This is a genomic window from Dyadobacter sp. CY326, assembly GCF_021390515.1.
Classification (GTDB): Bacteria; Bacteroidota; Bacteroidia; order Cytophagales; family Spirosomataceae; genus Dyadobacter.
The window spans coordinates 1-25353 of the sequence record NZ_JAJUXI010000012.1 but is presented as its reverse complement, the minus strand read 5'-3'; the positions used below and the strand labels follow the sequence as shown (position 1 = coordinate 25353).

The following is a 25353-nucleotide window of genomic DNA, read 5'->3' as shown; positions in this document are numbered from 1 at the left end:
TTTAAATTTTTTTACGAGGAACAGATATATAATTTGTTGATGTATCCGGGCCAGATTTGCCGGACTGGAGGAAACAAATCTACACGCTTTGGTTTGAAAATTCAAGGAGAAATCGATCAAATTCAATTCTTATTTAGCCAATATTCTTAGGACGAATAACCTAACTTTGTCGCGCTCACATCACCTTAAATTCCGCTTAAATTGAAGATTTCCGGTTTCACGATCATTCGCAACGCAGTCATTAACGACTATCCAATTGTGGAGGCAATCACGTCTATTTTGCCTGTGGTGGACGAAATGTTGGTGAGTGTGGGGCATAGCGACGACGAAACGCTGACGCTCATTCGCTCTATCCCGTCAAACAAAATCAGAATTGTGGAATCGGAATGGGACATGTCGCTACGCGCGGGCGGGAAGGTGCTGGCGGTGGAAACGGACAAGGCGTTAAAACAAATTTCGCCGGATGCGGATTGGGCGTTTTACATTCAGGGTGACGAGGTTGTGCATGAAAAATACCATCAGTCTATCCGCGAATCTTGTCAAAAACACGTGAATGATTCGCGGGTTGAAGGATTGCTTTTTGATTACGTGCATTTTTACGGGACTTACGATTACATCGGTGACAGCAGGAAGTGGTATCGCCGCGAAATCCGCATTATAAGGAATGAAAAGAATCCGCAAGGTCAGCCCATTTCCGCTTATCGGGACGCCCAGGGTTTCAGACGAGGGAATCAAAAATTAAATGTCATGCATTCCGGCGCCGCAGTTTATCATTATGGCTGGGTAAAAAGTCCGGCGCAGATGAAAACCAAGATGAAAAATGTGAGCCGTTTTTGGAATGAAGGCGAGGCTTGGGAGAAAATTTTGGAATCGGACGATTTTTTCAATTATGAAGAATTTGATTCATTAAAACGCTTCGAAGGTTCGCATCCTTCCGTGATGCAATCACGCATTGCGCGGCAGAGCTGGAAGGTGGAATTGGACACTTCCAAGAAGCGATTCAAGCTGAAAGACGCATTGCTTTACTGGTATGAAAAGCGGACGGGCCGGCGGCTGTTTGAGTTCAGAAATTACCGGTTATTGTGAAATTAGGGCATAAATGACTATAAATCCATAACAAAATTTCGCGTTTAAATCCTTAATATTGTAATTTCAGAGACTCACGAAATTCCTACGTTACATGTTTGAGTATTTTAAAAATTCACTCGCAAGAAAGAAAGCGCGCCGCCAGTTTCAGGAATATCCTCATAAAACGGACACTTTTTTGCTGGCCGAGGAAGGTGAAATATCATTTGCAAACTGGAAAAACCCGTTGGTAAACCCAAAGGTGATCACGCAGGAAGAAGTCAATTTTTTCAAGAAATTCATTCCAAAAGGCAGTCTGTGCATTGACATTGGAACGAACATTGGGGACACCACCGTCCCAATGGCGCTAGCGACTGGCAAAAACGGCACAACCATCGGGTTTGATCCTAATCCGCACGTTTTCAAGATTTTAGAGAAAAATGTCTCACTTAATGTTGATAAAACCAACATTATCCCGCTGCCTTACGCGATAACAAAGGAAGACGGCGAATTTTATTACAGCTCGTCCGAGGCGTCTTTTGGTAATGGTGGGATTTCCAATGAAATTGTTGAAGATCAGGGCGCTTTTCAATTGCCTGAAAAAATCAAAGGGATTAACCTCGAAAAATTCCTGAAAAGCAATTATGCTTCATTGCTTTCTAAACTTTCATTTATAAAAGTGGATGTGGAAGGTGCTGATATGGAAGTGATTAGGTCGATTAGCGACTTAATCCGCCAGTTTAAACCTGTGCTTGTTGCAGAATGCTTCCCGAAAGCAACCACAGAAGAACGGGCAGAACTTTATCACATTGTTTCTGAATTTGGCTACACGCTACATTACTTCTCCGACTTCAACGAGCATGCGAAAATCATTAAAATCGAAGGCCCGCGTGATATGAACAAGTGGAAAACCTTCAATTTCTACGCCGTCCCGAACGAGTAGGCATCAGATCCAGCGTTTTCGCCGAAGAAACCAAAGCACAATTAGCGAAGATCCCAACATCATTAACAGCGAAAGCCAGAAGCCCCACGGCTCATCGGTGCTTGGGATGTGGTTGTAATTCATGCCAAAAATCCCCGCAATGAGCGTCGGCGGCATAAATATGATGGTTACCACAGTGAAGATTTTGATCACCTGACTTTGTTCGAGGTTGATCAAACCCATGAATGTATTTTGCAGATATTCAAGGCGTTCGAAATTGAAAGTGGTGTATTCCAGCAGCGAGCTGATGTCTTTCAAAATGATCCGCAAATGCTCTTTCCTATCTTCCGGAAAATACTGACTTCTTAAAATTCCTGAAAGAACGCGCTGCTTGTCAATGCTCGTTTCACGCAGCATCATCGTAATTTCCTGCAAACCACTAATTCGGATTAGCACTTCCTGACGGGCTTTTTGCTCGTGCGTCAGGTCCTTACTAATCGAAGAAATGTCACGTGAAATGCCTTCGAGCGAATCGGCATCGGCTTCAATGCGGGTTTCGAGAAGCAAAAGCATAAAGTCAACTCCACCCTGGATTCCTTCCGGGCTTACTTTCATTTTCTTAACCGTATCGGCAAAAGTTTTCGAATCCCCACGTCGGTAAGTGAAGAGCACATTTTGGTATAAAATGAAGGAAACGGGATAGGTTTCATAACCGTCCCGGTCAATTTTCAGGAAGTTTGAGTTGGCATTAATTGTATCATTTTGTTCAAAAAACCGCGAACTGCTCTCAATTTCGACGATTTCCTGTGGCGTCTGAAAGCTGATATTGCATTTGTTCTCAACCCATTCCTCTTCCTCAGCGCTCGGCGACTGCAAATCAACCCAAATCAGATTTTTCACCTTGCCGAGCTCACGAATATCGTTCTCGCGCTTAATTAGCCTGCCTTCTTTATAAAATATGCGTACCATTTTTTAAAGTTGGGAAAAAAGAGAGAACCACAAAAACGGATTTCCAAAATTGTGGATTTAAGTTAACTTGCAGTCCGATTTTAATACTCATCACACACTATTTTGAAACATAGCTTTTATCCCTTCCGAGCGTCGGAAGATTATTTGTCCTTTACGTTTGAAAGCATTTCGAAGCAGCGCATTGTTCGGAAAAAGGCTGAGTTTGTTAAAATTTATGCTGACGTTTATAATTTCGCTTTTGGCGATTTGAATGACGAAGGCGAAATTGATGATCTGGTTGTTACTAATAATAAGGATATGGAAATTGTTTTTGCAACACTTATCCGAATCCTCCTAGATTATTTAACAAAATATGAAGATAATTGGGTTTATTTTAAAGGAAGTACACCTTCTCGTACCAGAATGTATCAAATCATATTAACGAAGGAAAAGGTGCACTGGGAAGATATGCTGATTATCTATGGTATCATAGATGGTGAAACATACCCTTTTGAATTAAATTGTAGGTTTGATGCGTTTATCATAACAAAACAGTAAGTAACATGAAAACAAAAAAAACAAAATGGGACTACGTACCACAAGCGACGATTGACCCAAACTTGAAGAGTAGTAGAAATTCACCTTTTGTTGTAAGGAAGGTTGAAGAGGCCAAACGGCACCTTGCTGGCGTGGATCTAAGCATCCTTGGCATTACCGACAAATTTTAAGTACTTACCAAACGTTCCTCATTTTTTAAATCAAATCCGTACTTTTGCGTAATGCAAAGTACAGTTTCTCCAAGCATATTCACAACGCAATTCTGGTTACTTGGCCTTAGTTCGTTTCTATTTTCTTCCAGCTTCAACATGCTCATTCCCGAACTTCCGGGATATCTGACACAGATGGGCGGTGCCGATTATAAGGGCGCAATCATTGGTTTATTCACCTTAACAGCCGGACTTTCCCGTCCATTCAGTGGCCGCTTAACCGACCGGATTGGCCGCGTTCCCGTAATGGCATTCGGCTCCATTGTTTGTTTTGTCTGTGGATTTCTCTATCCGTTATTTACAACCGTAATGCCCTTCTTGCTTCTGAGGCTGGTTCACGGCTTTTCAACAGGCTTCAAACCAACCGGAACTTCCGCCTATGTTGCGGACATTGTGCCTCCGAACAGGCGCGGGGAAGCGATGGGCGTACATGGGATGTGTATGGGCGTCGGCTCAGCGTTTGGGCCGGCGGTTGGGAGCATGATTAGCGAAGCATTTTCTTTGAATGCGCTGTTTTACACCTCTTCGCTGTTTGCGTTTCTGTCCATTGCGATTTTATTAAATATGAAAGAAACGCTTGTCAAAAAAGAGCGGCTTTCTTTGGATGCTTTTAAAATTACCCGCAGAGATATTTTCGAACCAGATGTTTTCAGCCCGGCGCTGGTTACGTTCCTTTGTTATTTCAGTTATGGCGCCGTGGCGACGGTTACACCTGATTTTAGCGAATATTTGGGACTGCATAATCGAGGTTATTATTTCATGTTTTTTACAATCTTCTCGATTTTGGTAAGGCTTTTTGCTGGGAAGATTTCTGACAGGCATGGCCGCATTCCGGTTACCATTGCTGGTTGCCTTCTTTTGATTATTGCTTTGGTTATCACAGGTTATGCCAATTCAGCAATTCTGTTTTTTACCGGAGCCGCGTTTTTTGGCGTTTCCATGGGCATACTTTCTCCTGTGCTTTCGGCCTGGACGGTGGATCTGAGTCACGATGATAATCGTGGGCGTTCCATTGCTACAATGTTTATTTCTTTGGAAGCCGGAATTGGCTTAGGCGCATTTTTGTCTGCCGAGCTTTTTGCCAATCAACGCGGGAATTTACCGTTGGTTTTTTACTGCATGGCGGGCTTTGCATTGGCTGCATTGATTTATTCAGTGTTGATTTATCAATTTAAAAAACGTCGCGCCCGTGTTATTTGACGACAGTTACCAAACTGTGACCGGGCCGGCGGAGGGATTTTTCAAAGAAAAAGGCAGCAAGTTCCTGGCTTACAGCTTTCCAATCGATAATGAATCAGATGCCAAAATGCATTTGGCCACATTGCGGGAACTGCATCCCAAAGCCGTGCATCATTGCTATGCTTACCGGCTCGGTGCAGATCGCATGAGTTACCGCATGAGCGATGACGGCGAACCGTCGGGAACTGCGGGCAGGCCGATCCTTAACACGTTGTATTCCAGGAATGTTACTAATGTGCTGCTGGTTGTGGTGCGTTATTTCGGAGGAACATTGCTCGGCGTTCCGGGCTTAATAAATGCATATAAGTTGGCTACGGAGGATGCTTTGAATCAGTCGGAGATTGTTACGAAGCACTTTTACAATTTATACGAACTCACGTTTTCTTATCCGCAAATGAATGATGTGATGCGGATTGTAAAGGAAATGGAACTGCCTGTGAGAGAGCAAGTTTTTGAGATGGAATGTCGGTTAGTGGCCGAAGTTCGGGTGACGAGCACGGAGAAATTTATCTCGCGTTGTGAGAAGATCGATGGCCTTACTCATTCTCTTTTAACATCCGGATAAAGTCATCGTCGTATTCCTTGATCGCTTTTAGCAATTCCTGCAATTCCTTTTCTTCCGGCGTGCCTTTTTTTGCGCCAAAAATTTCATCTGCCCGTTCCGAGGCTTTTTCGTATTCGCTTTCGTTGTTGATTTTCATGATCTTGATTTTTGAAATAAAAATTTGATGTCATCTTAGACAGCAAATTTTTGCTAAAATAATAAAGAACATGCAGGCAACATTAGTTATTATCTATTTTAGCAGCCCGACTGTGAATGCCGCAATGTTGTGCGGGAATTTTGCAACTCTGGGCAGGTTTTTTGGGTTATCCAATAACCAGTTTTACTGAACTTTATCGCAAACGAAAATATCATTTTGGAACATTTGAATGCAACTGAGCTTGATGGCCAGGATTTAATTGAAGTGGAAGGCGCGCGTGAGCATAATTTAAAAAATATTGACGTTAATATTCCGCGAAACAAGCTTGTGGTGGTCACGGGCATCAGCGGGAGCGGAAAATCTTCATTGGCTTTCGATACGATTTACGCAGAAGGTCAGCGCCGTTATATGGAGAGTTTTTCTTCTTATGCGCGCGGTTTTATCGGCGAAATGGAGCGGCCGGATGTGGATAAGATCAGCGGTTTGTCGCCCGTTATCAGCATTGAACAAAAAACCACCTCCCGCAATCCCCGCTCAACGGTGGGCACGGTTACTGAAATTTATGACTTCCTAAGGTTACTTTATGCCCGCGCTGGCGAGGCATTTTCATATGTTACCGGCCGAAAAATGGTCAAGCAATCGCAGGATCAGATCATTAACCAGTTATTTACACAGTTTTTAGGACAAAAAATTATTCTGCTTGCTCCTGCTGTAAAGGGCCGTAAAGGGCATTATAGAGAGCTTTTTGTTCAAATTGCGCGACTTGGTTATAACAAGGTGCGGGTGGATGGTGAAGTGCAGGAAATTGCGCCGAAAATGCAGCTGGATCGCTACAAAGTCCATGACATTGAGATTGTTATTGACCGCGTTGTTCCTAAAAAGGAATCGGAAGATCCGCAATCGCGCTATCGGATGAGCCAGTCTGTGGCGACGGCGATTAAGCAGGGAAAAGGGGCATTGATGGTTTTGGATGAAAAAGGAGAAACTTACTACTTTTCTCAAAATCTGATGGACCCGGAATCTGGGATCAGTTACGATGATCCTGCGCCTAATGCGTTCTCTTTCAACTCGCCTTATGGCTGGTGCCCAACTTGTCAGGGATTGGGGATGATTGAGGAAATCACGGAAGAGTCCATTATGCCGGACAAATCTTTGAGCATTACCAAAGGCGGCATCGCACCGATGGGCGAATATCGGGAAGCGTGGATTTTCAAGCAATTGGAAGTCTTGCTGAAACCGTTTAAGGTTACGCTCGCCACGCCTTTGGAAAAATTCCCTGAGGATGCAATGAAACTGGTGCTTTACGGAAGCGAAGATGCTGTGCCCGTTCCTTCTAAAAAATATCCGGGAACAGAATGGGAAACAAAATTCGACGGCATCATTAATTTCCTGAAACGCCAGCAGGAAAGCGGAAATGATAAAATTCAGGATTGGTTAAAGGATTTTATGACCATTCAAACTTGTCCGGAATGTAACGGCAAACGTTTGAGAAAGGAATCATTGCATTTTAAAGTGGACGGCAAAGACATTGCCGATCTTTCCAATAACGACATTCGCGTGCTAGCGGATTGGCTCACAAATCTTGAAGACAGACTCGAAGAAAAGCAGCGTGTTATCGGTCATGAAGTTTTAAAAGAGATTAGAAAAAGAGTCGGCTTCCTGCTTGATGTGGGGCTGGATTATCTGACATTAAACCGCGCATTGAGGACGCTTTCGGGCGGAGAAGCACAGCGGATCAGGCTTGCTACGCAGATTGGAACGCAGCTTACGGGCGTGCTATACATTATGGATGAGCCGAGCATTGGCTTGCACCAGCGAGATAATGTGCGGCTTATCAATTCTCTGAAAAGCTTGCGGGATCTGGGAAATACCGTTTTGGTTGTGGAGCATGATAAGGATATGATGCTTGCTTCGGATTATATTTTAGACATTGGGCCTGGTGCTGGACGCCACGGTGGGAATGTGGTTGGAGCCGGGACGCCGGAGGTTTTTCTTCAAAATGGCTCACTAACAGCCGAATATTTGAGTGGCAGAACGGCCATTGATGTGCCTAAAAAACGCAGAAAAGGAACTGGCAATACGATTTCATTAAAAGGCTGCACGGGTCACAATCTCAAAAATGTAAACATGACGTTTCCGTTGGGAACGATGGTTTGCGTTACGGGTGTGAGTGGGAGCGGGAAGTCGTCGTTGATTCATGAAACGCTGTTCCCGTTGTTAAATCAATTCTTTTACAAATCAAGAAGAGAGCCGCTGCCTTATAAATCGGTGGAAGGTTTGGAGAACATAGATAAAGTAATTGAAGTGGACCAGTCACCGATTGGCCGGACACCACGTTCGAATCCAGCGACTTATACGAACCTTTTTACTGACATTCGTGCTCTTTTTTCAGAATTGCCAGAAGCGAAAATCCGTGGTTATAAGCCGGGACGTTTCTCTTTTAATGTAAAAGGTGGACGTTGCGAGGATTGTGAAGGCGCGGGAATGAAAAAAATTGAAATGGATTTCCTGCCGGATGTGCACATTAATTGTGAAACCTGCAAAGGCAAGCGTTTTAACCGGGAAACATTGGAAGTGCGTTTCAAGGGAAAATCCGTTGCGGACATTCTGGATATGACGGTTGAGACAGCATTGGAATTCTTTGAAAACCAGCCCAGAATATTGCGTAAGGTGCAGACTTTGAACGATGTAGGTTTGGGTTACATTACATTGGGCCAGCACGCAACAACATTGTCAGGTGGAGAAGCACAAAGGGTTAAACTTTCGGAAGAGCTTTCGAAACGTGATACTGGTAAAACGCTTTACATTCTCGATGAACCTACGACTGGTTTGCATTTTCAGGACATTAAACATCTGTTGCATGTGCTGAACAAACTGGTTGAAAAAGGAAATACAGTCCTCATTATCGAGCATAACCTTGACGTCATTAAGGTCGCCGACCACGTGATTGACGTCGGTCCCGAAGGCGGCGCGCAAGGTGGCCGCATCATTGCAGAAGGAACTCCTGAGAAAGTTTCGAAAGTGAAAGGAAGTTACACTGGACATTTTTTGAAGGAAGAGCTGAAATAGCTTTTGCTTCCTACATCCATTTACTCAAAAACTGGTTAAAACCCTCCTTATGCTGGTCGCTGACGGGAATGGTCATGCTGCCGATTTGAATGGTGTTTTTGGTAACCGCACTGATTTTATCCAGATTAACAATAAATGAGCGGTGCACGCGCATGAACTTGGAAGCGGGAAGTTTTTCTTCCAATGCTTTCAAGCTCGTGAGTGAAAGAATGGGTTTTGGATCAGATTTCAAATGCACCTTAATATAATCTTTGAGCCCCTCCATATAAAGAATGTCTTCATAAGCGATCCTAACCAGCTGATATTCAACTTTTAGGAACAAATAACCATCTTTCGGGTCGGGCGTGGCGGCTGACGATGCTTTGTTCACCAACTCACTGTAAGCCTGCGCTTTGGCAGCCGCACGCAGGAATTCTTCGTAATTAAAGGGTTTTAGGAGATAGTCAAGTGCATCCACGCGGAACCCGTCCAGCGCATATTGATTAAAGGCTGTTGTAAAGATGATCCTTGGCGCGCGGCTGTCTGCTTTGTCTATGACCCTGGCGAGCTCAATGCCGGTCAGATCCGGCATTTGAATGTCCAGAAAAATCACATCAATTTGTCGCGAGTGAATGACTTGCAGCGCTTCCACTGCGCTCGAAAATCTTCCGGCCAGGGCCAGAAAAGGCGTTTTATCTATAAATGAGCAAACAAGTCCCAGCGCTAATGGCTCGTCATCGACTGCTATGCATTGGAGTACGCTCATGCAGTTTCTAATTCCAAATGAACTTCAAATTCTTTTTCTTCCTTATTCTCAGTCACTTCCAGCTGATACTTTCCCGGATAAAGCAGGTCCAGCCTGCGTTGCGTATTCACGAGCCCTATGCCGTTGCTTTCGTCCAGAATCGCTCTTTTATCCGTAAATAAAGTGTTTCTCACTTCAACAAAAATCTTGTGTTTGTCCTGCCGGATCTGAATGTCGATCCTGCTTGGATGCATGGAGCTCACACCATGCTTAAATGCGTTTTCAATAAAAGGCAAAAAGAGCATTGGCGCAATAGAAACATCATGCATCGGCTTCGGCGGATCGAGGTGAACGGTCACTTTATCAGTTAGCCGTAATTGCATTAATTGAATATAATCCTGCGCAAAGGCGATCTCTTGGCTCAGCAAAACAGTCCCATGTTGCGTTTCGTAAAGGACATAGCGCATCATGCGTGAAAGTTTGTGCAAAGCCTCTCGCGCCGCCTCTACATCAATGACAGTCAATGCATAAATATTATTTAATGTATTGAAGAAAAAGTGCGGGTTAATCTGTGCTTTCAGGAACGAAAGCTCGGAGTTGATCTTCTCTTTTTCGAGGTTTTCCCTGTATTGTTTATCGCGCTGCGCATCCTTAACCGCAGCTACACTTGTGCTGATTCCGATAATGAGGAGCGCGGTTAGCAATGCAAAATAGTCAAGTCTGTCTTGCGGTCTTTTATCGCCATTCGCTTCACGAGCGGTTTTGAATGCACGATCCATCTGCTCGCCATGTTTTATTGAGATCTTAACTTGCTCAATGATAACGGCTAACATTACTACGGACACCAGGTTCAGCAGAATGAAACGGCTATAACGGTTTTTGGCAAGAAACTGCGGAAACCATAGATAATAGTTGAGATAAAAAATTGTGATAAGCAGCGTAAATAACACCGCTTGCTTTACCCAAAATGTAACCGGTAACTGAATTTGCCAGCTGATCGGTTGCCACATTAAAAACAAAGCCAGGAAGCTCCATCCTAACAGATGCAGGAAGAATGGAGGATATTTTCGGGCAGTAGTCGCGTCCATTATTTGTTCATTAGGTGAGTGCAGCAAACGTAGCTTGCAATTACAATCATACGGTTAATATTTCAAAGCGCCTACCGCAATCGATTAACACGCAGGGAATACCGACTGATAAGCGCGGATAATCTATAAAGCAACAAGCAGCTACATTTACTGATTTCTGCATTTTTCCAAGATTCACAATGGATGACTTATCGGCTAAAAGCGCGGTTTGATCGGTGGAAGCGTCCTCTCTATCTATTGCCTAATTTATTGTCAGATGAAGCTATTTACTTTGAAATTGAAATCGAACCAATTTTTTGCAATACAACCATGGACATGATAAAAAAAGTTACTCCTATTATATTACTAACGCTGCTGAGCCTCGCTGCCTCAGCACAATTTCCCGGCGGTGGCGGTGGAGGATTTGGTGGAAATCGCGGTGGCGGCAATGATCGGCCACAGCGCCAGACCGTAATTCCGGGAACTGCGGAAGATACGCCAAAAGGGAATGGTCGAATTAAAGGATTCCTCGTGGATTCGGCAAGCAAAAAACCAGTTGAATTTGCATCCCTTGCATTAGTTGATGTCAAAACCAATAACCCGATCGACGGAACAACGACTGACGAAAAAGGTGCTTTTGAGCTTACAAAAGTGGCGTCAGGAAATTTCAAGATCTTGATTTCCTTCATCGGTTACAAAACAAAAACCATTAATGACATTAAAATTGACCGTAAAACAGAACTTGATCTAGGCAATGTTAATATTGCGGCAGATGTGGTTCAGTTGAATGAGGTTGAGGTTGTGGGAATGGCGCAGTTGATAGAGGAGAAGGTGGACAGGCTCGTTTATAATAATGAAAAAGACATTACCAGCAAGGGCGGTGACGCTTCGGACGTGATGAAGAAAGTGCCGATGTTGACGGTCGATCTGGATGGAAATGTTTCATTGAGAGGGAGTTCCAATGTTCGGGTTTTGATTAACAACAAACCTTCGACCATTATCGCAACCAGCGTAGCGGATGCATTGAAGCAGATTCCTGCTGATATGATCAAATCTGTTGAAGTAATTACTTCACCATCAGCTAAATATGACGCGGAAGGTTCGGCCGGGATCATTAACATTGTTACCAAAAAGAGCACAATCCAAGGTGGAACATTGAATTTGGATACAGGAATTGGAAATAGAGGTTCTAACTTGGGATTAAGAGGAAATTATAGAGTTGGTAAAATGGGTTTTAGTCTGGGTGGTTTTGGTAGATTCAACTACAACATGCCGGGAAAATCTGAAAACCTTCAAGTTGGTAAAATTGATAAATTCTCTATCCGCCAGATGACCGAGTCTGATAACAAAATGGCTTTTGGTTCATACAATCTTGGCTGGGATTACGAGATCGATTCTAAAACTTCACTTTCTGCCGGCGTACGTTATGGAATGCGTAACATGCGAAATCAGCAAGATTTGTCGACATTCAACACGCAAAGTGACGGCACAACGCGAAATAGCTTCCGGGATGTAAATACGAAAGACTTGTCGGGAACGTGGGATGTGAATGTGGATTATATCAAAACATTGGCTAAGCCACAGCAGGAGTTGAGCATTTCTACGCAATTCAGCCGTAACAACCGGACGAATGATTTTGATTCAGACATTTATTCACTGAGCAATGATGCAATTCGTCAGGAATTGCTGGGCCAGCAAGGAAACAATAATGCGAGCCATAACCAGGAAAGCACGATTCAGGTTGATTATCAGACGCCTGTGAAAGACAATCAGCTTCTTGAATTTGGTGGAAAGGGAATTTTCCGTCAGGTGGTTAGTAATTTTGATTATTACAATACAGTCGATACACCGCAAGCTGCTAGCAGTTTGAATTATGATCAGAATGTTGCAGCGGGTTATTTATCATACACTTATACAACGAAAAGTAAATTTACGGTGAAGGCAGGTTCGCGTTATGAATACACGAGCATTGACGCAACGCAAGGTGAGCAGGGCAATTTGAACATTCCTGCTTACAGCAATCTGGTGCCAAGTCTTAATTTATCCCAAACTTTTGGCAAAGGACAAACGATTAAACTTGGTTACAACCGTCGCCTTCAACGTCCTGGTATTCAATTCCTAAACCCTAATCAAAATGCGTCGAACCCACAGAACATCACTGTGGGTAACCCGCAACTCCGTCCGGAATTAACGGATCAGGTGGAATTGGGAACTAGCTTTTTCAAGAATTCGCTTTATGTGAATGTTTCAACATTCGCCCGCTTTACCAATAGTTCTATCGAAAGCATTCGTACAACAAGCGATGTAGGTGTGATTACGACAACTTACGGCAACATTGGCTCGAAGAAAAACTACGGTGTGAATGTGTTCGGAAACCTGACATTCTTCAAAAGATGGCAAGTGGGCGGAGGTTTCGACGCCTATTATGCTGATCTTACCAATAACAATCCAGATCCTTCTCTTGCGGCTTCAAACACAGGATTCGTAGTAAGCGGACGTTTCAGAACCAGTCTGAACATCAAAAATGGTTGGGGATTGCAAGGCGGTGGATTCGTGAGAGGACGTGATGTTCAGTTGCAAGGAACGCAGGCTGGATTCAGAATGTATGACCTTGGAATTAAGAAGGATTTCACCAACAAGCGCGGAAGCATAGGATTTGGAATGGAAAACTTCCTAGCTCCATCATTCAAAATGAAAACGCAGCTTGAAACGTCAACATTTACACAGAGTAACACGAACTATTTATTCAACAGAGGTTTCCGGGTCAACTTCTCCTATCGTTTAGGTAAAATGACATTTACTGAACAGAAGTCACGCAAACGCAAATCTGTAAATAATGATGATCAAAAAAGTGAAGGTGGTGGAATGGATGCCGGCGGCGGCGGCGGCGGAGCGGTTCAAGGCGCAGCACCAGCTGTAACAGTGCCAACCATGCGTCCGATGGCTCCAAACGCTTCAAGACCAGAAGGCGCAGGAAGACCAGCAGGCATCGACAGCACTGCAAGGCCAGCAAACCCGGGCATGCAAATGCGGCCAGGAACAACAACAGATTCAACAGCCCGCCCAGCAGCAATGCCAGCTGATTCAACTGCGAGACCTGTTATTCCAGCTGATTCAACTGCAAGACCTGTTAGCCCAGCTGATTCAACAATGATTCCAGGGAAACCAGCAGTGCCTGCGGACACGACCAAGAGGCCATAAGTTTTTTGGGTGATATTGAAAAGGCGCAGCCCGGACGTTTGTTCGGGCTGCGCCTTTTTCAATATTGTCTCTTACATTTCTTCAACCGCTACCAAAGTCCAATCATTTTTTCGTAGGGTCTTTTCTTTTGTCCAGATAATGACATCCGTGCGTAGCGCGGTGGCGTATAGGGCAGCGCTTCCTTCAAAGACCGATTCGTAAGGGAAATTCGTGGTTGCTTTTTTGAAATCTAAAAAGTTATGACCGTCTTGGTCAGAAACAGAAACAACATTATTATATATTGATTTCCGTATCACCTTATTGGTTGTAATGTCCTTAATCAATTCCTCAATCTCTATCTTATTAACGTCTATGCGTTTGATCTTCCATGTTATTTGTTCGTGCTGAGACGTATCTTCTACGACAGACTGATAGGTGTGGTGGTAATTCATACTAAGGTCTGCAATTGTGCCAATATCATCTACGCTGTCTTTTTTTGAACATGAGCAAACGACAAATAATGCTAAACCAAATAATAAAGGGTGGACTTTCATTGCGAATAGATTAAAGTTTTCGCAATGATATATATATAAATGACTCAGCGACTGTCCAATTATTCTTAGGCCAGAATCAATGACCCGCCGGTTAAACCACTTACTATTAAATTGAATTCACATTAATCTGCGACTTAATCTCTGCTAAAATACGATCGGCGCCAGCTTCGAGCAATTCGTTGGCCAACGCTATTCCTAACTCTTCCGGAAATGTGATTGAACCGGTTTCTGTCCTTCTAATCAACTCTTGACCATCCAAGCTTACAATGCCGCCCGTAATGTTGATTTGATCATCTTTTAATGTTGCCAATCCAAAAACAGGAATGCTGCATCCGCCTTGCAGGCGTTTTAAAAAGGCCCTTTCTGCTAGAAGGCAGGTTTCTGTCTCTGTATGATTGGTTAAGCTTTTGATCATTGCTTTCTTTTCTTCAGACAAATTTACGGCACATTCAATCGCGACGCTTCCTTGTCCAACGGCAGGCGTAAATTCATCCAGCAACAAATGTTCTGCGATTTTATCATCATATTTCATCCTGTGCACGCCTGCATAGGCAAGCAGCAAAGCGTCACAATGTCCTTCATTCAGTTTACCAAGGCGCGTTTGCAGGTTTCCACGCATGTCAACTGTTTTAATATGGGGAAAGAAATGTCTTAAAACAGCAATTCTGCGCGTTGAAGATGTCCCAACTACGAAAGCTTCACCGCTTTTTAGGGAAAGTTCTGTGTTATGACTTACCAAAACATCATTTGCCTTTTCACGCTCTGTAAAAGCAATTAATTCAAAAACATCATCCAGCTGCGATTGCATATCCTTAGCACTATGAACCGCAATGTCAATGCTGCCATCCAGCAATTGATCTTCCAATTCCTGCGTAAAGACGCCCTTGCTGCCAATTTTTGACAGAGCCCGGTTCAGGATTTTATCTCCTTTTGTTTCAATAATAACAACTTCCGTCTCAACGCCGCCCTCATTCAGCATTTCCTCCACATAATGCGCTTGCCAAAGTGCCAATTTGCTGCCGCGTGTTCCTATTTTTATATGCATGGTTTACTTCATTCTAATGCCTCAAATTAGAAGCACATCCATTATAATTAGTAAGCTTGAATTAATATATCTGCTGGAATGTGCAGGATTTCGTTCAGCTTTCGAATCATTGCCAGACTTAGCTTTCGCTTTCCAGATAAAATCTCCGATTTACGCGAACGATATCCTAAAATCTCCGAAAGATCTTTTTCTGACATTTCCATTTGTTCCATTCTAAACTTAATCGCTTCGAGTGGATTTGGTTTAGGGACGGGAAAATTGACGTTTTCATAATCCTTCACCAAAATAGAAAGCACCTCCAACTCGTCAGAGTCCTTAGAGTCCACCGAAATATTAATTTGCATTAACGCATAGATTTTTTCCAATGCCGCCTCGTACTGCTCATTATTTTTTATCGGAACGATCATAGCTTATTGTCTTTGCATTTATTTTGTCGTACGCTTCATGCGAGCCGAACCAAACTATAAAAACTATTTTCAATCGGAACTCAATGTCTACAATCAGGCGGTAAGAATTTCCATGAATGTTGAATACAACCCGTTTATTACTTAAAATTGACGCATTTCTGTAATGTTCCTTTAACTCATTAGGTGAATTCCAATTATTACTTTCGGCTTCTTCAAACCATGAAAGTAATGACTGCTGCGCCTTTGGGTGTATATTTAAATATTCTTTTAATGTTTTGACAGCTACAATGCGCATATGACCTCATAAAGATAAAGAAATGTTACCATATTGGTTACGCTGAGTTGTGTTATCTAAATTAAACCCCAACCGTATCCCCTTCGTCCGTAACAATCTTATCCTCTATATAAGCAACAATCAGAGACGCGATATCAATTCCACTTACTTCTTCAATTCCGCGGAGGCCAGGTGAAGAATTTACTTCCATGACCAGCGGGCCGCGTTCGGATTGAAGCAAATCCACACCTGCAATGCGGACGCCTAATGCCTTGGCGGCGGCGATGGCAGTGTGTTCCTCTTCCGCAGTAAGCTCGATCAAATGTCCTTCACCGCCGCGGTGCAAATTTGAGCGGAAATCGCTTTCGTGTCCCTGGCGTTTCATGGCGGCGATGACTTTATTGCCGATTACAAAAGCGCGAATATCGGCTCCTTTGGATTCCGCGATGTATTCTTGAATTAGAAAATTAGCCTTTAATCCGTAAAATGCCTCAATTGTGGATTTTGCAGCCTTAGTGCTTTCTGCCAAAACAACGCCAACGCCTTGCGTTGCTTCGAGCAACTTAATGATAACAGGCGGGCCACCAACCATATGGATCAGCTCATTAACTTGACTGGGGTTCTTGGCAAAAACAGTTTTTGGAATGTCCACACCGGATTTGGCCAGCACTTGCATACTCCGTAATTTGTCTCGAGAGCGAAGAATAGCCTGCGATTTTACAGTCGTAAACACCTTCATCAATTCCAATTGCCGCACAACAGCGCAGCCAAATGCATTTACGGAAGTGCCAATTCTAGGAATTACCGCGTCGATTTCGGTGATTGGTTGTCCTTTATAAATAATGGTCGGTTTGCCCCCTTCGATCATTACGAAGCACTTAACATGGTCGATAACCAATGCCTGATGACCTCTTTCCTTAATTGCCTCCACCAGACGCTTTGTTGAATAAAGGTCGGGATTGGTGGATAATACGGCGATTTTCATATAAATAATTGAAAAATAAAATGGGGTAAATTCAGGATTGATGTCGGGCGTGAGAACGATGAGATGCCTTTGAACGCTTTGCAGCGGATAAATCTTTTTGCGAAACATCCACTAAAAACCGCTTTTTCAGCAGTTTGCGTCCTAAAAGGATTGGATATTTCATTTTGCGCCGGTTGGCGAGTGAAAATTCTGTTCGTATTTTTTTACCAAAGATGGTGATCTTCGTTTTGATCACATAACGTTTTTCTTCTTTTCCTGAGGAATTCCTGACAATGGTTTCTTTAAAATCCGTAACCGTGAAGGATTGCTGCGGCGCGCCTTTTTTTGCATCCAGGTAAAAACACAATTGCGGTTGCTCGCCATCGCGGATCAATCGAACCCGCGAACAATGTATGGACGAAGTTGTCGCGCCGGAATCGACCCGGACCGGAACATCGTACCAGCCTAGTTCAGGCATATCCACAATGTCCGTTGCTCCGATAATTTCCAAATTCGGTTTCATCTGCGCTGAAAGAAATGGGCGACGGTCAACGAAAGATCCAGGAAAACCATTTTTGCCCGCACATTCCGTTCCATATGATAATAAGCCAGATTCACTTCTTCGATCATTTTTTCGAGTGAATCAAAGTTAACCGTTTTTGAAAAGTTCTGAACAAAAGTCAGCTCTTCCTCAGGCACGCGCAACAACTCGCCCGCGCCGTGGCTCCACACAAGCATATCCCGAAAAAGCCTTAATGCATATTCCAGCAGGCCTTTTTGCTTCTCTTTGTTCATGACATCAAAGTTATCAGCGAGCTTTACTAAATGCGAAATGTCATATTTATAACAAGAACGCATCCAGCCAGCAAACCAGCCCGAACGGTCATCCTCCGCATCCTGAACCAATTTCAATGCTTCTGATAAATTGCCATCACACAAATACGCAATTTGATTGGCTGCGGTGTCGCTTACTTGTTGCAGTTTGAGAAAATAACGCACATCTTCATCGGAAAACGCCGGCACCATAATGCGTTGTGTACGCGAAATAATGGTTGTTAAAAGCTTGTCTGACTGATCACTAACAAGCAGGAACAATGTCTTTTCAGGGGGTTCTTCCAATATTTTCAAAATCGCATTAGACGAAGCCGCATTCATAATGTCCGGTTTCCAGATGAGCAAAATTTTATATTCACCCTCATAAGCTTTAACCGATAATTTTCTCAAAATCCCGCGTGCTTCCTCCACAGAAATATTTCCCTGCTTGTTTTCAGCACTAATGTGATCAAGCCATTCGGGAAGAACGCGATAGGGATTTTCTAGCAAAAATGTTCGCCATAGCCCCAGAAAAGCCTCGCTGGTTTTGCCGTCAATCTTTTTTGTAGTTGCAATGGGAAATATAAAATGAAAATCGGGATGAATTAGTTTGGCCATTTTTGCACATGAAGCGCAAACGCCGCAAGCATCCTCTTCGCCTTTATTTTCACAATTTATATATGTTGCAAAAGCAAGTGCCAATGCAAGGCCACCACCGCCAGCCGGGGAATCAAACAGCTGTGCATGAGCCAAATGGCTATTTTTAACCGAGCGCCTTAACGTTGATTTTATATGTTCAAGTCCCGGTATTTCTCTGAAAAGCACGGTGGGTGATTTTTATCTAAAATGAATTAATGTTCTAATTTTCAAAGTCACGCTGCTGTTGCGTTTGTTCAAAAACAGATCTTAAAATTTGTTCATCATGCGCTCCGAATGTCACATTGCGACGGCTTACTGTGTCTCCCGCCACGTGAAGCGCCTTTTCAAATCTATATTCTGCAAATCCTTCCGCATTGCCGCCCCACGAAAACGAAGGCGTATGCTTCGCCTGAAAACCTGCGCCGAATACATTCACACTTACGCCGACAACGGAACCCGTGTTGAACATCGTCGAAATTCCGGCTTTGGAATAATCTCCCATCATCAAGCCGCAAAACCTTAATCCCGTGTCAACCAGAGCATTACTGACATAACTATGCAATTTCACGTTGCTATGGTCATTTTTTAAGTTGGAATTATTCGTGTTGGCACCCAGATTACACCATTCCCCCAACACTGAATTTCCCAAATAACCATCATGCCCTTTGTTACTATAACCAAATACAACACAATTACTTACCTCGCCACCCAGCTTGCTAAATGGCCCAACCGTTGTATTTGGACGAATCTTAGTTCCTTGTGCCAGCACGCTGCCTTCACCAATTGAAAATGGTCCTTGAACCATCGAACCTTCCTGAATCAGTGCATTTTTTCCAATATAAATCGGCCCATTCTCAGCATTTAAGATGGAGGCTTTTACAACCGCACCGCTTTCAATAAAGATATTTTCAGGGTTATAGCAATGTGTAAAAGGATCGTTAAGCGGCTCGGAAGTTCTATTCTCTGTTATTTTTCTAAAATCAGATTGGATCTGCTCGCCATTGAAAGTGAATATGTCCCAAACGTTTCGGATGAGTGTAAATGAGCCAGAATAATGTTGTGGCTCGTAATGCGTAATGTTCATACCAGGCGTCCATGTCTCGCCGCTTCTGATTGCGAGGATGTCATCACCAGAAACAAGTGCTGATTCCACGGGCAGCTTTTTGATTTCTTCCACGAGAGCAGCATCCGGGCAAAGTCCGCCATTGATATAAATGTTATCCGGAGAACTCACCAGTGGAAATGCTGCTGACAAGTAATCCGCAGTTTGGTATGAAACAGCCGAATCCAGCCATAAGCTCCATTTCTCAGATATCTTGTGAATGCCGCAACGGATCGCTGAAACTGGCCGTGTGTATGTGAATGGTAAAAGTTGAACGCGGATTGTGGGATCGTCAAACAGAATGATTGTAGGCATATTTTGTGCTAGTATGTGGGGCCAAAGTTCGCCCATTTTTTTGGTTAGGGCAAAAAAAGAAGCAGTCTCTTGTAAATGTACAAGAGACTGCTTCTTTAATTTCGGTATGAAAGATTATTAATGACCTTACGATCAATAATGTGCTGATTAAGCTTCTTTCTGTGCTCCGTAACGTTTTCTGAACTTATCTACACGGCCGGCAGTATCTACAAGTACATTTTTACCTGTATAGAAAGGGTGCGACTGAGAAGAAACCTCCACTTTATAAACCGGATAAGATTTGCCATCTTCCCAAGTGATGTTTTCGCTGGTTTCTATGGTAGAGCGCGTAATGAATTTAAAATCGCTAGATAGATCCCAGAAAACTACGTCTCTATAATTGGGATGAATGTCTTTTTTCATTGGTATATGGTATTATGTGTTTCGATACAATTCTCAAAAAGGATTGCAAAAGTAAAAATTCTTATTTATTAAACCAAGAAATGAAAGGCTATCTTTTTGATAAAACTTTGATCCCCGAAACTGTAAGTGATTAAACTTCACTCAATTGCTGTTTCAACACTTCTACGCCTTTACGCGCTTCTTTGTCAAAATCGGTGTAAGTAAAGCATTCAATGGATAATCCGCCTTTGTAACCGATCTTTTTCAAAGCACTTAAATAGGCTCTGAAATCATCTCCCTTTACCCCGGGAGGCGTGCGGTTTTCCTTTTCAGCAATATGGCAATGCACAATGTATTTGCCAAATTTTACAATCTCATCCGGCGACTCATCTTCTTTAAGCATGTGAAAAATGTCGCATAAGAGTTTCACTCTGGGGCTTTTTACGGCATCAATGATCTCAACGCCTTCCGCCAGACTATTAATAAAATTTGTTTCACCGCGGTTTAAAGGCTCCACGGCAATGGTAACCCCATATTTCTCAGCCAACGGCGCCATTTTCTTGGTCAGCTCAATGTGCTGCGCCTTCGCCTTATCCCGATCAAAACCCTCCGGAATGATCCGCGAACCGCCGCTTCCAAAAACCACATATTGCGATTTACATTCTTTTGCACGTTTTAAAACAAGGTCTGTTCTCTCCAAAATCGCTTCATGATTCGCATCCGGCCCCAGCGTTTTCAGACTTCCAGGCAGCAAAATTACATATGATTTAATTGGAAACTTTTCATCCCGAAGCTGTTGCAGGTTTTTGGCATACTGCGGATCACCGTCTTTGGGAATCAAGAAATTTCCGACCGACTCCTCTATATATGTACAACCCGATTCACGCAGATAATCCGCCTTGTCATAAGGTGCAAAAACGCCTAGTTGTAGAGCATATCCCGGTCCGGTATTTTTAGCAAACAGGATTTCTGGCACGGCAAGTCCAGCTGCAAGGCCTGTGGCGATTCCAGTGGAGGTTTTAATGAAATTCCTGCGCGATGAGGAAGTGATTATCTTAGTCATAATGTACTAGTTTTGATCAGTGTTACAGGAAGCTTGTGTAGTTAGTAATAATGCGGTTAGATAAATCTAAATGAAAAAGTTTACTTGTTTAGACTCTGTTTAAATAATATATTTACTATAACAAGCTGATTTTCAAATTTTTGATTGGTAAAATTTTTGTTTATCCAAATATTTTTTAAAATAAAGTTTACAAATTTTTTATATTAATTATTTATAAAAAATTTCATGGCGCCATTTTTATGTTCATAACTCTTAATTACCTAACATTTAGAATCTTAACAATTTGGTAATTTGGATTATCCCTATAAACCCAAAAAGCGGCCGACATTACTGATTGCGATTGTAATATTTTTGATGTTATTTCAAGAGAATTTAAGTCCTGCTTCTATTAAAAGTCCAGTATAAATTTCATCACAACTTCCTTCAAAACAACATATTAACATGTCTATGTATGTAATAAAGCGCGACGGTCGCCGAGAATCGGTAAAGTTCGACAAAGTCACCGCGCGAATCGAGAAATTGAGCTATGGGCTTGATACAAATTATATCCAACCCATAGAGGTGGCCAAAAAAGTTGTGTCCGGCATTTATGACGGCGTAACAACTGCGGAATTGGACAACCTGGCTGCTGAAACGGCGGCGTCCATGACCACCAAGCACCCGGACTATGCGATTTTAGCAGCCCGCGTTGCGATCTCAAATCTTCATAAAAATACATTGAAGTCGTTTTCAGCAACCATGAAACGTCTTTATACATATGTTGATGGCAAAACGGGTGAAAATGCTTCTTTGATTGCGAGGGAAGTTTACGAAATCATCCGTCAAAACGCGTCTCTTTTAGATTCTACCATTATTTACGACCGCGATTATGCCTATGACTATTTCGGTTACAAAACGCTTGAAAAGTCCTACCTATTAAAGGTTGACGGTAAAATAGTAGAAAGACCCCAACACATGCTGATGCGGGTTGCGATTGGGATTCACCAGGAGGATGTTCAGGCTGCGATTGAAACATATCATTTGCTTTCTGAAAAATGGTTTACGCACGCAACGCCAACATTGTTCAACGCCGGAACGCCGAAACCACAAATGTCGTCTTGCTTCCTGTTGACCATGAAGGAAGATAGCATTAACGGGATTTACGATACGCTTAAAAATTGCGCATTGATCTCGCAATCTGCCGGTGGCATTGGTTTAAGCATTCACGATGTGCGCGCAACAGGCACTTATATTAAAGGAACAAATGGTCAGTCCAATGGGATTGTGCCTATGCTTCGTGTCTTTAATGATACAGCAAGATATGTGGATCAGGGAGGTGGAAAGCGCAAAGGTTCTTTTGCTATATATATGGAACCTTGGCATTCAGACATTTTTGATTTCCTTGATTTGAAGAAAAACCATGGAAAGGAAGAGCAGCGTGCGCGCGATCTTTTCTACGCATTGTGGATTCCGGATCTTTTCATGAAACGCGTAGAGGCGAACGACACCTGGTCATTATTCTGTCCGCATGAATGTCCGGGACTTTCGGATACGCACAGCGAGGATTTCGTGAAGCTTTATGAAAGATATGAACTGGAAGGCAAAGCACGCAAAACTATAAAGGCGCAAGATCTTTGGTTCGCAATTATGGAATCGCAGATTGAAACAGGCACTCCTTACATGTTATATAAGGATCACGCGAACAGCAAGTCAAATCAGAAAAACCTGGGAACGATCAAGTCTTCGAACCTTTGCACCGAAATTATTGAGTACACAGCGCCGGACGAAGTGGCGGTTTGTAACCTTGCTTCCATTGCATTGCCAAAATTTATTGAGCAAGGACCGGATGGCTTCATGCGTTTTGATCACCAGAAGTTGTACGAAATCACAAAAGTGATCACCCGCAACCTGAACAAGATCATTGACCTCAATTACTATCCTGTTCCGGAAGCTGAAAAAAGCAACAAAAGGCACCGTCCAATTGGGATTGGTGTGCAAGGATTGGCAGATGCATTCTGTATGATGCGCATGCCATTTGATTCTGATGAAGCACGCCAGTTGAATAAAGACATTTTCGAAACCATTTATTACGGAGCCATGCAGTCGTCCATGGAACTGGCAGAAAAGCTTCGTCCGTACGAAACTTGGGCAGGAAGTCCTATTTCACAAGGCATTTTCCAATTCGATATGTGGAATGTAACGCCGGAAAGCAATCGTTGGGATTGGGAAAGATTGAGGAAAGATGTTATCCAACATGGGGTGCGCAACTCGCTACTGCTGGCCCCAATGCCTACGGCTTCTACAAGCCAGATTTTAGGTAACAATGAATGCTTTGAACCATTCACTTCCAATATATATGTAAGGAGGGTTTTATCGGGTGAATTTGTGGTGGTTAATAAGTATCTGCTCAAAGATCTCGTAAGGCTGGGACTTTGGAACGAGGAAATGAAAAACAACCTGGTGCGTGCAAGCGGATCAGTGCAAGCTATTCCAAACATTCCACAGAACATTAAGGAGCTATATAAAACAGCCTGGGAGATTAAGCAGCGCAGCTTGCTCGATATGTCAGCTGATCGGGGCGCATTCATTTGCCAATCGCAATCGCTAAACATCTTTATGGAAGAAGCGAATTTTGGTAAACTGACTTCCATGCACTTCTACGCTTGGAAGAAAGGACTGAAAACGGGGATGTACTATCTACGCACCCGCGCAGCTTCTGATCCGGTCCAATTCACATTAAGCAAGCAAGCAGAGCCACAGATCGAGCCTGCAACAGTTGTAGTTGCTGAGAAGGAGCTGAATTACGTTCAATATGCCGAGGAGCATGCGAAGCCCATTGTTCCAAGAGATAATAAGGCAGATATGCAATGTTCACTAGACGATCCTGAAAGCTGCGAGGCTTGTGGTTCGTAATTAGATAAAATACCTTGAAGGACGGGCTCTTGCTTTATAGCAAGGGCCTGTTTTGTTTGCTTTACAATAATCTCAAAATGCATTTAAATGAAATATTTTTATTTTGAAGGTGTCGCCTAGCACCAATATTCACCCTAGATTATCTTATGCTCATGAATAAGGTCAACTTACGAAAATCAGTCACATTCTCAGTTATCCTAAGTTGGATATTTGCGTTGTCTTGCACTAACCATGTTGTTCCGAGTAAGCCAGATACATTATGTAGTCGAATAAGTGGATTACCTCGTTTTTATCCTTGTGAGTTTGAAATCCTTAAGATTGACGTACTAAGTGATTCGACTGGCATAACTTTGGCAACGGCCACTAAGGAAAAGCCTTTCGTAAGCATCCCTCTTTCTAGGGCTGCGAGTAAGGGTTTTTATTCTGGGCATAATCAGCAAGGTTGGGCCAGCTACGCAGCAAAAATGACTATTAGGCGTTTGTCGAAACCATCGTTCCCTACGCCTACGGGTTATAAAATTCAGTTTGTGCGTCTTGACAATGATGATAATCCGTATAATGAAGCTTTGTATGGAACGACAACCATAAAGCCGGAAGTAGCTGTGGAAGAAACGGCAGTAATTAACGGCGGTATAATGCTAGAGTACTTTTCAACTCCTACCAAGGTTTTGACGCTTAATTATATCTATTCAATAAAAAATCCCGTCACGGCGCAAATGCTTAAAGATACCCCTAATAATTATGAGCTGTTAAGGGATCAAGCAGAAGCCCATATAACTATGCAAGTTGAATTGACGGATTAGTGAGCAAGGTGACATTATGAAGCAAGAAGCGCTTTTAAAGATGCATGTGATTGAATACTTCAAAAATATTTAAAATATTTTTTAAGCGGATAAAATTGGTTATCAATCGGTTACGTTTTTGTTGAGAAAAAATGCATAAAATACTTTTGTCTTGGACTTGCGGGATAAAAAAAGTTGTTGCACTTTTGCACTCCCAATCGGGAACAATGGTTTAGCAGACGGCTAAACAACGAGTTCTGAAAGATTCAGAGCAACGTTCTTTGACATGATGAAGAGAGCAAAAAGATAGTTCGTTTAAGAAGATTCGGTCCTCTTAGCAATGAGAGAGATCACAACAAAATTTACAATGGAGAGTTTGATCCTGGCTCAGGATGAACGCTAGCGGCAGGCTTAATACATGCAAGGCGAGGGGGCAGCAA

24 protein-coding genes and 1 rRNA gene are annotated in these 25353 nt (G+C 42.9%); 11 read left to right on the top strand and 14 right to left on the bottom strand.

The window, feature by feature from the left end:
* Window positions 1–201: 201 nt before the first annotated feature.
* Window positions 202–1086: a glycosyltransferase family 2 protein gene (locus tag LZG73_RS22045; protein ID WP_233854577.1), complete on the top strand. Its 885-nt coding sequence runs from the start codon at window positions 202–204 to the stop codon at window positions 1084–1086.
* A gap of 94 nt (window positions 1087–1180) precedes the next feature.
* Window positions 1181–2008, top strand: a complete 828-nt coding sequence (locus LZG73_RS22040; protein WP_233854576.1) for an FkbM family methyltransferase — start codon at window positions 1181–1183, stop codon at window positions 2006–2008.
* Between the two features lie 3 nt (window positions 2009–2011).
* Here LZG73_RS22040 and corA read toward each other — a convergent pair whose 3' ends face one another.
* Window positions 2012–2956: a magnesium/cobalt transporter CorA gene (gene corA, locus LZG73_RS22035; RefSeq protein WP_233854575.1), complete on the bottom strand. Its 945-nt coding sequence runs from the start codon at window positions 2954–2956 to the stop codon at window positions 2012–2014.
* Between the two features lie 102 nt (window positions 2957–3058).
* Between corA and LZG73_RS22030 the strand changes: the two genes are divergently transcribed.
* The 4 genes from LZG73_RS22030 to LZG73_RS22015 are packed head-to-tail and all read left to right on the top strand — an operon-like array spanning window position 3059 to window position 5506.
* Complete coding sequence (locus LZG73_RS22030) at window positions 3059–3493, top strand: DUF6934 family protein (RefSeq protein WP_233854574.1); 435 nt, start codon at window positions 3059–3061, stop codon at window positions 3491–3493.
* A gap of 5 nt (window positions 3494–3498) precedes the next feature.
* A complete protein-coding gene (locus LZG73_RS22025) occupies window positions 3499–3663 on the top strand; it encodes a hypothetical protein (RefSeq protein ID WP_233854573.1) in 165 nt (54 codons plus the stop codon).
* Window positions 3664–3714: 51 nt separating this feature from the next.
* A complete protein-coding gene (locus tag LZG73_RS22020; protein WP_233854572.1) occupies window positions 3715–4902 on the top strand; it encodes an MFS transporter in 1188 nt (395 codons plus the stop codon).
* Complete coding sequence (locus tag LZG73_RS22015) at window positions 4892–5506, top strand: YigZ family protein (RefSeq protein ID WP_233854571.1); 615 nt, start codon at window positions 4892–4894, stop codon at window positions 5504–5506. Before LZG73_RS22020 ends, LZG73_RS22015 begins: the two co-directional genes overlap by 11 nt.
* Here the strand turns inward: LZG73_RS22015 and LZG73_RS22010 are convergent.
* Entirely contained in the window at window positions 5478–5642 is a 165-nt protein-coding gene (locus tag LZG73_RS22010) for a hypothetical protein (RefSeq protein ID WP_233854570.1), read from the bottom strand. The genes LZG73_RS22015 and LZG73_RS22010 overlap by 29 nt on opposite strands.
* A gap of 216 nt (window positions 5643–5858) precedes the next feature.
* Here LZG73_RS22010 and uvrA point away from each other — a divergent pair, with 216 nt between their 5' ends.
* Window positions 5859–8711: an excinuclease ABC subunit UvrA gene (gene uvrA, locus LZG73_RS22005; RefSeq protein WP_233854568.1), complete on the top strand. Its 2853-nt coding sequence runs from the start codon at window positions 5859–5861 to the stop codon at window positions 8709–8711.
* Between the two features lie 10 nt (window positions 8712–8721).
* On the opposite strand, the gene LZG73_RS22000 is transcribed toward uvrA, so the two are convergent.
* Window positions 8722–9456 (bottom strand): LytTR family DNA-binding domain-containing protein, encoded by a 735-nt coding sequence (locus tag LZG73_RS22000; protein ID WP_233854567.1) that lies wholly within the window; start codon window positions 9454–9456, stop codon window positions 8722–8724.
* Complete coding sequence (locus LZG73_RS21995; protein ID WP_233854566.1) at window positions 9453–10523, bottom strand: sensor histidine kinase; 1071 nt, start codon at window positions 10521–10523, stop codon at window positions 9453–9455. Before LZG73_RS21995 ends, LZG73_RS22000 begins: the two co-directional genes overlap by 4 nt.
* Window positions 10524–10838: 315 nt before the next feature.
* Here LZG73_RS21995 and LZG73_RS21990 point away from each other — a divergent pair, with 315 nt between their 5' ends.
* On the top strand, window positions 10839–13703 hold the full coding sequence (locus LZG73_RS21990) for a TonB-dependent receptor domain-containing protein (protein WP_409014350.1): 2865 nt from the start codon (window positions 10839–10841) through the stop codon (window positions 13701–13703).
* A 71-nt stretch (window positions 13704–13774) separates the two neighbouring features.
* On the opposite strand, the gene LZG73_RS21985 is transcribed toward LZG73_RS21990, so the two are convergent.
* The 10 genes from LZG73_RS21985 to LZG73_RS21940 form a co-directional block, all read right to left on the bottom strand.
* A complete protein-coding gene (locus tag LZG73_RS21985; protein WP_233854564.1) occupies window positions 13775–14236 on the bottom strand; it encodes a hypothetical protein in 462 nt (153 codons plus the stop codon).
* 106 nt (window positions 14237–14342) lie between these two features.
* Window positions 14343–15281: a hydroxymethylbilane synthase gene (gene hemC / locus LZG73_RS21980; RefSeq protein WP_233854563.1), complete on the bottom strand. Its 939-nt coding sequence runs from the start codon at window positions 15279–15281 to the stop codon at window positions 14343–14345.
* A gap of 47 nt (window positions 15282–15328) precedes the next feature.
* Window positions 15329–15688: a type II toxin-antitoxin system HigA family antitoxin gene (locus LZG73_RS21975; protein ID WP_233854562.1), complete on the bottom strand. Its 360-nt coding sequence runs from the start codon at window positions 15686–15688 to the stop codon at window positions 15329–15331.
* The gene (locus tag LZG73_RS21970; RefSeq protein WP_233854561.1) at window positions 15666–15983 is read right to left on the bottom strand and encodes a type II toxin-antitoxin system HigB family toxin; all 318 of its coding nucleotides are present in this window, start codon (window positions 15981–15983) and stop codon (window positions 15666–15668) included. Before LZG73_RS21970 ends, LZG73_RS21975 begins: the two co-directional genes overlap by 23 nt.
* 61 nt (window positions 15984–16044) lie before the next feature.
* A complete protein-coding gene (gene rimK / locus LZG73_RS21965; RefSeq protein WP_233854560.1) occupies window positions 16045–16947 on the bottom strand; it encodes a 30S ribosomal protein S6--L-glutamate ligase in 903 nt (300 codons plus the stop codon).
* A 31-nt stretch (window positions 16948–16978) separates the two neighbouring features.
* A complete protein-coding gene (locus tag LZG73_RS21960) occupies window positions 16979–17449 on the bottom strand; it encodes a RimK/LysX family protein (protein WP_233854558.1) in 471 nt (156 codons plus the stop codon).
* Window positions 17446–18564, bottom strand: a complete 1119-nt coding sequence (locus tag LZG73_RS21955; protein ID WP_233854556.1) for a DNA polymerase III subunit delta' C-terminal domain-containing protein — start codon at window positions 18562–18564, stop codon at window positions 17446–17448. The genes LZG73_RS21960 and LZG73_RS21955 overlap by 4 nt, the downstream gene beginning before the upstream one ends.
* 34 nt (window positions 18565–18598) lie before the next feature.
* Complete coding sequence (locus tag LZG73_RS21950) at window positions 18599–19795, bottom strand: putative sugar nucleotidyl transferase (RefSeq protein WP_233854554.1); 1197 nt, start codon at window positions 19793–19795, stop codon at window positions 18599–18601.
* 147 nt (window positions 19796–19942) lie between these two features.
* On the bottom strand, window positions 19943–20197 hold the full coding sequence (locus tag LZG73_RS21945) for a type B 50S ribosomal protein L31 (protein ID WP_233854552.1): 255 nt from the start codon (window positions 20195–20197) through the stop codon (window positions 19943–19945).
* Between the two features lie 130 nt (window positions 20198–20327).
* Entirely contained in the window at window positions 20328–21239 is a 912-nt protein-coding gene (locus LZG73_RS21940; RefSeq protein ID WP_233854550.1) for a sugar phosphate isomerase/epimerase, read from the bottom strand.
* A 447-nt stretch (window positions 21240–21686) separates the two neighbouring features.
* On the opposite strand from LZG73_RS21940, the gene LZG73_RS21935 reads away from it, so the two are divergent.
* The 3 genes from LZG73_RS21935 to LZG73_RS21925 all read left to right on the top strand — a co-directional run.
* A complete protein-coding gene (locus tag LZG73_RS21935) occupies window positions 21687–24131 on the top strand; it encodes a ribonucleoside-diphosphate reductase subunit alpha (RefSeq protein ID WP_233854916.1) in 2445 nt (814 codons plus the stop codon).
* Between the two features lie 152 nt (window positions 24132–24283).
* On the top strand, window positions 24284–24934 hold the full coding sequence (locus LZG73_RS21930) for a hypothetical protein (protein WP_233854548.1): 651 nt from the start codon (window positions 24284–24286) through the stop codon (window positions 24932–24934).
* 343 nt (window positions 24935–25277) lie between these two features.
* Window positions 25278–25353 (top strand): 16S ribosomal RNA (locus LZG73_RS21925); the annotation flags it as partial.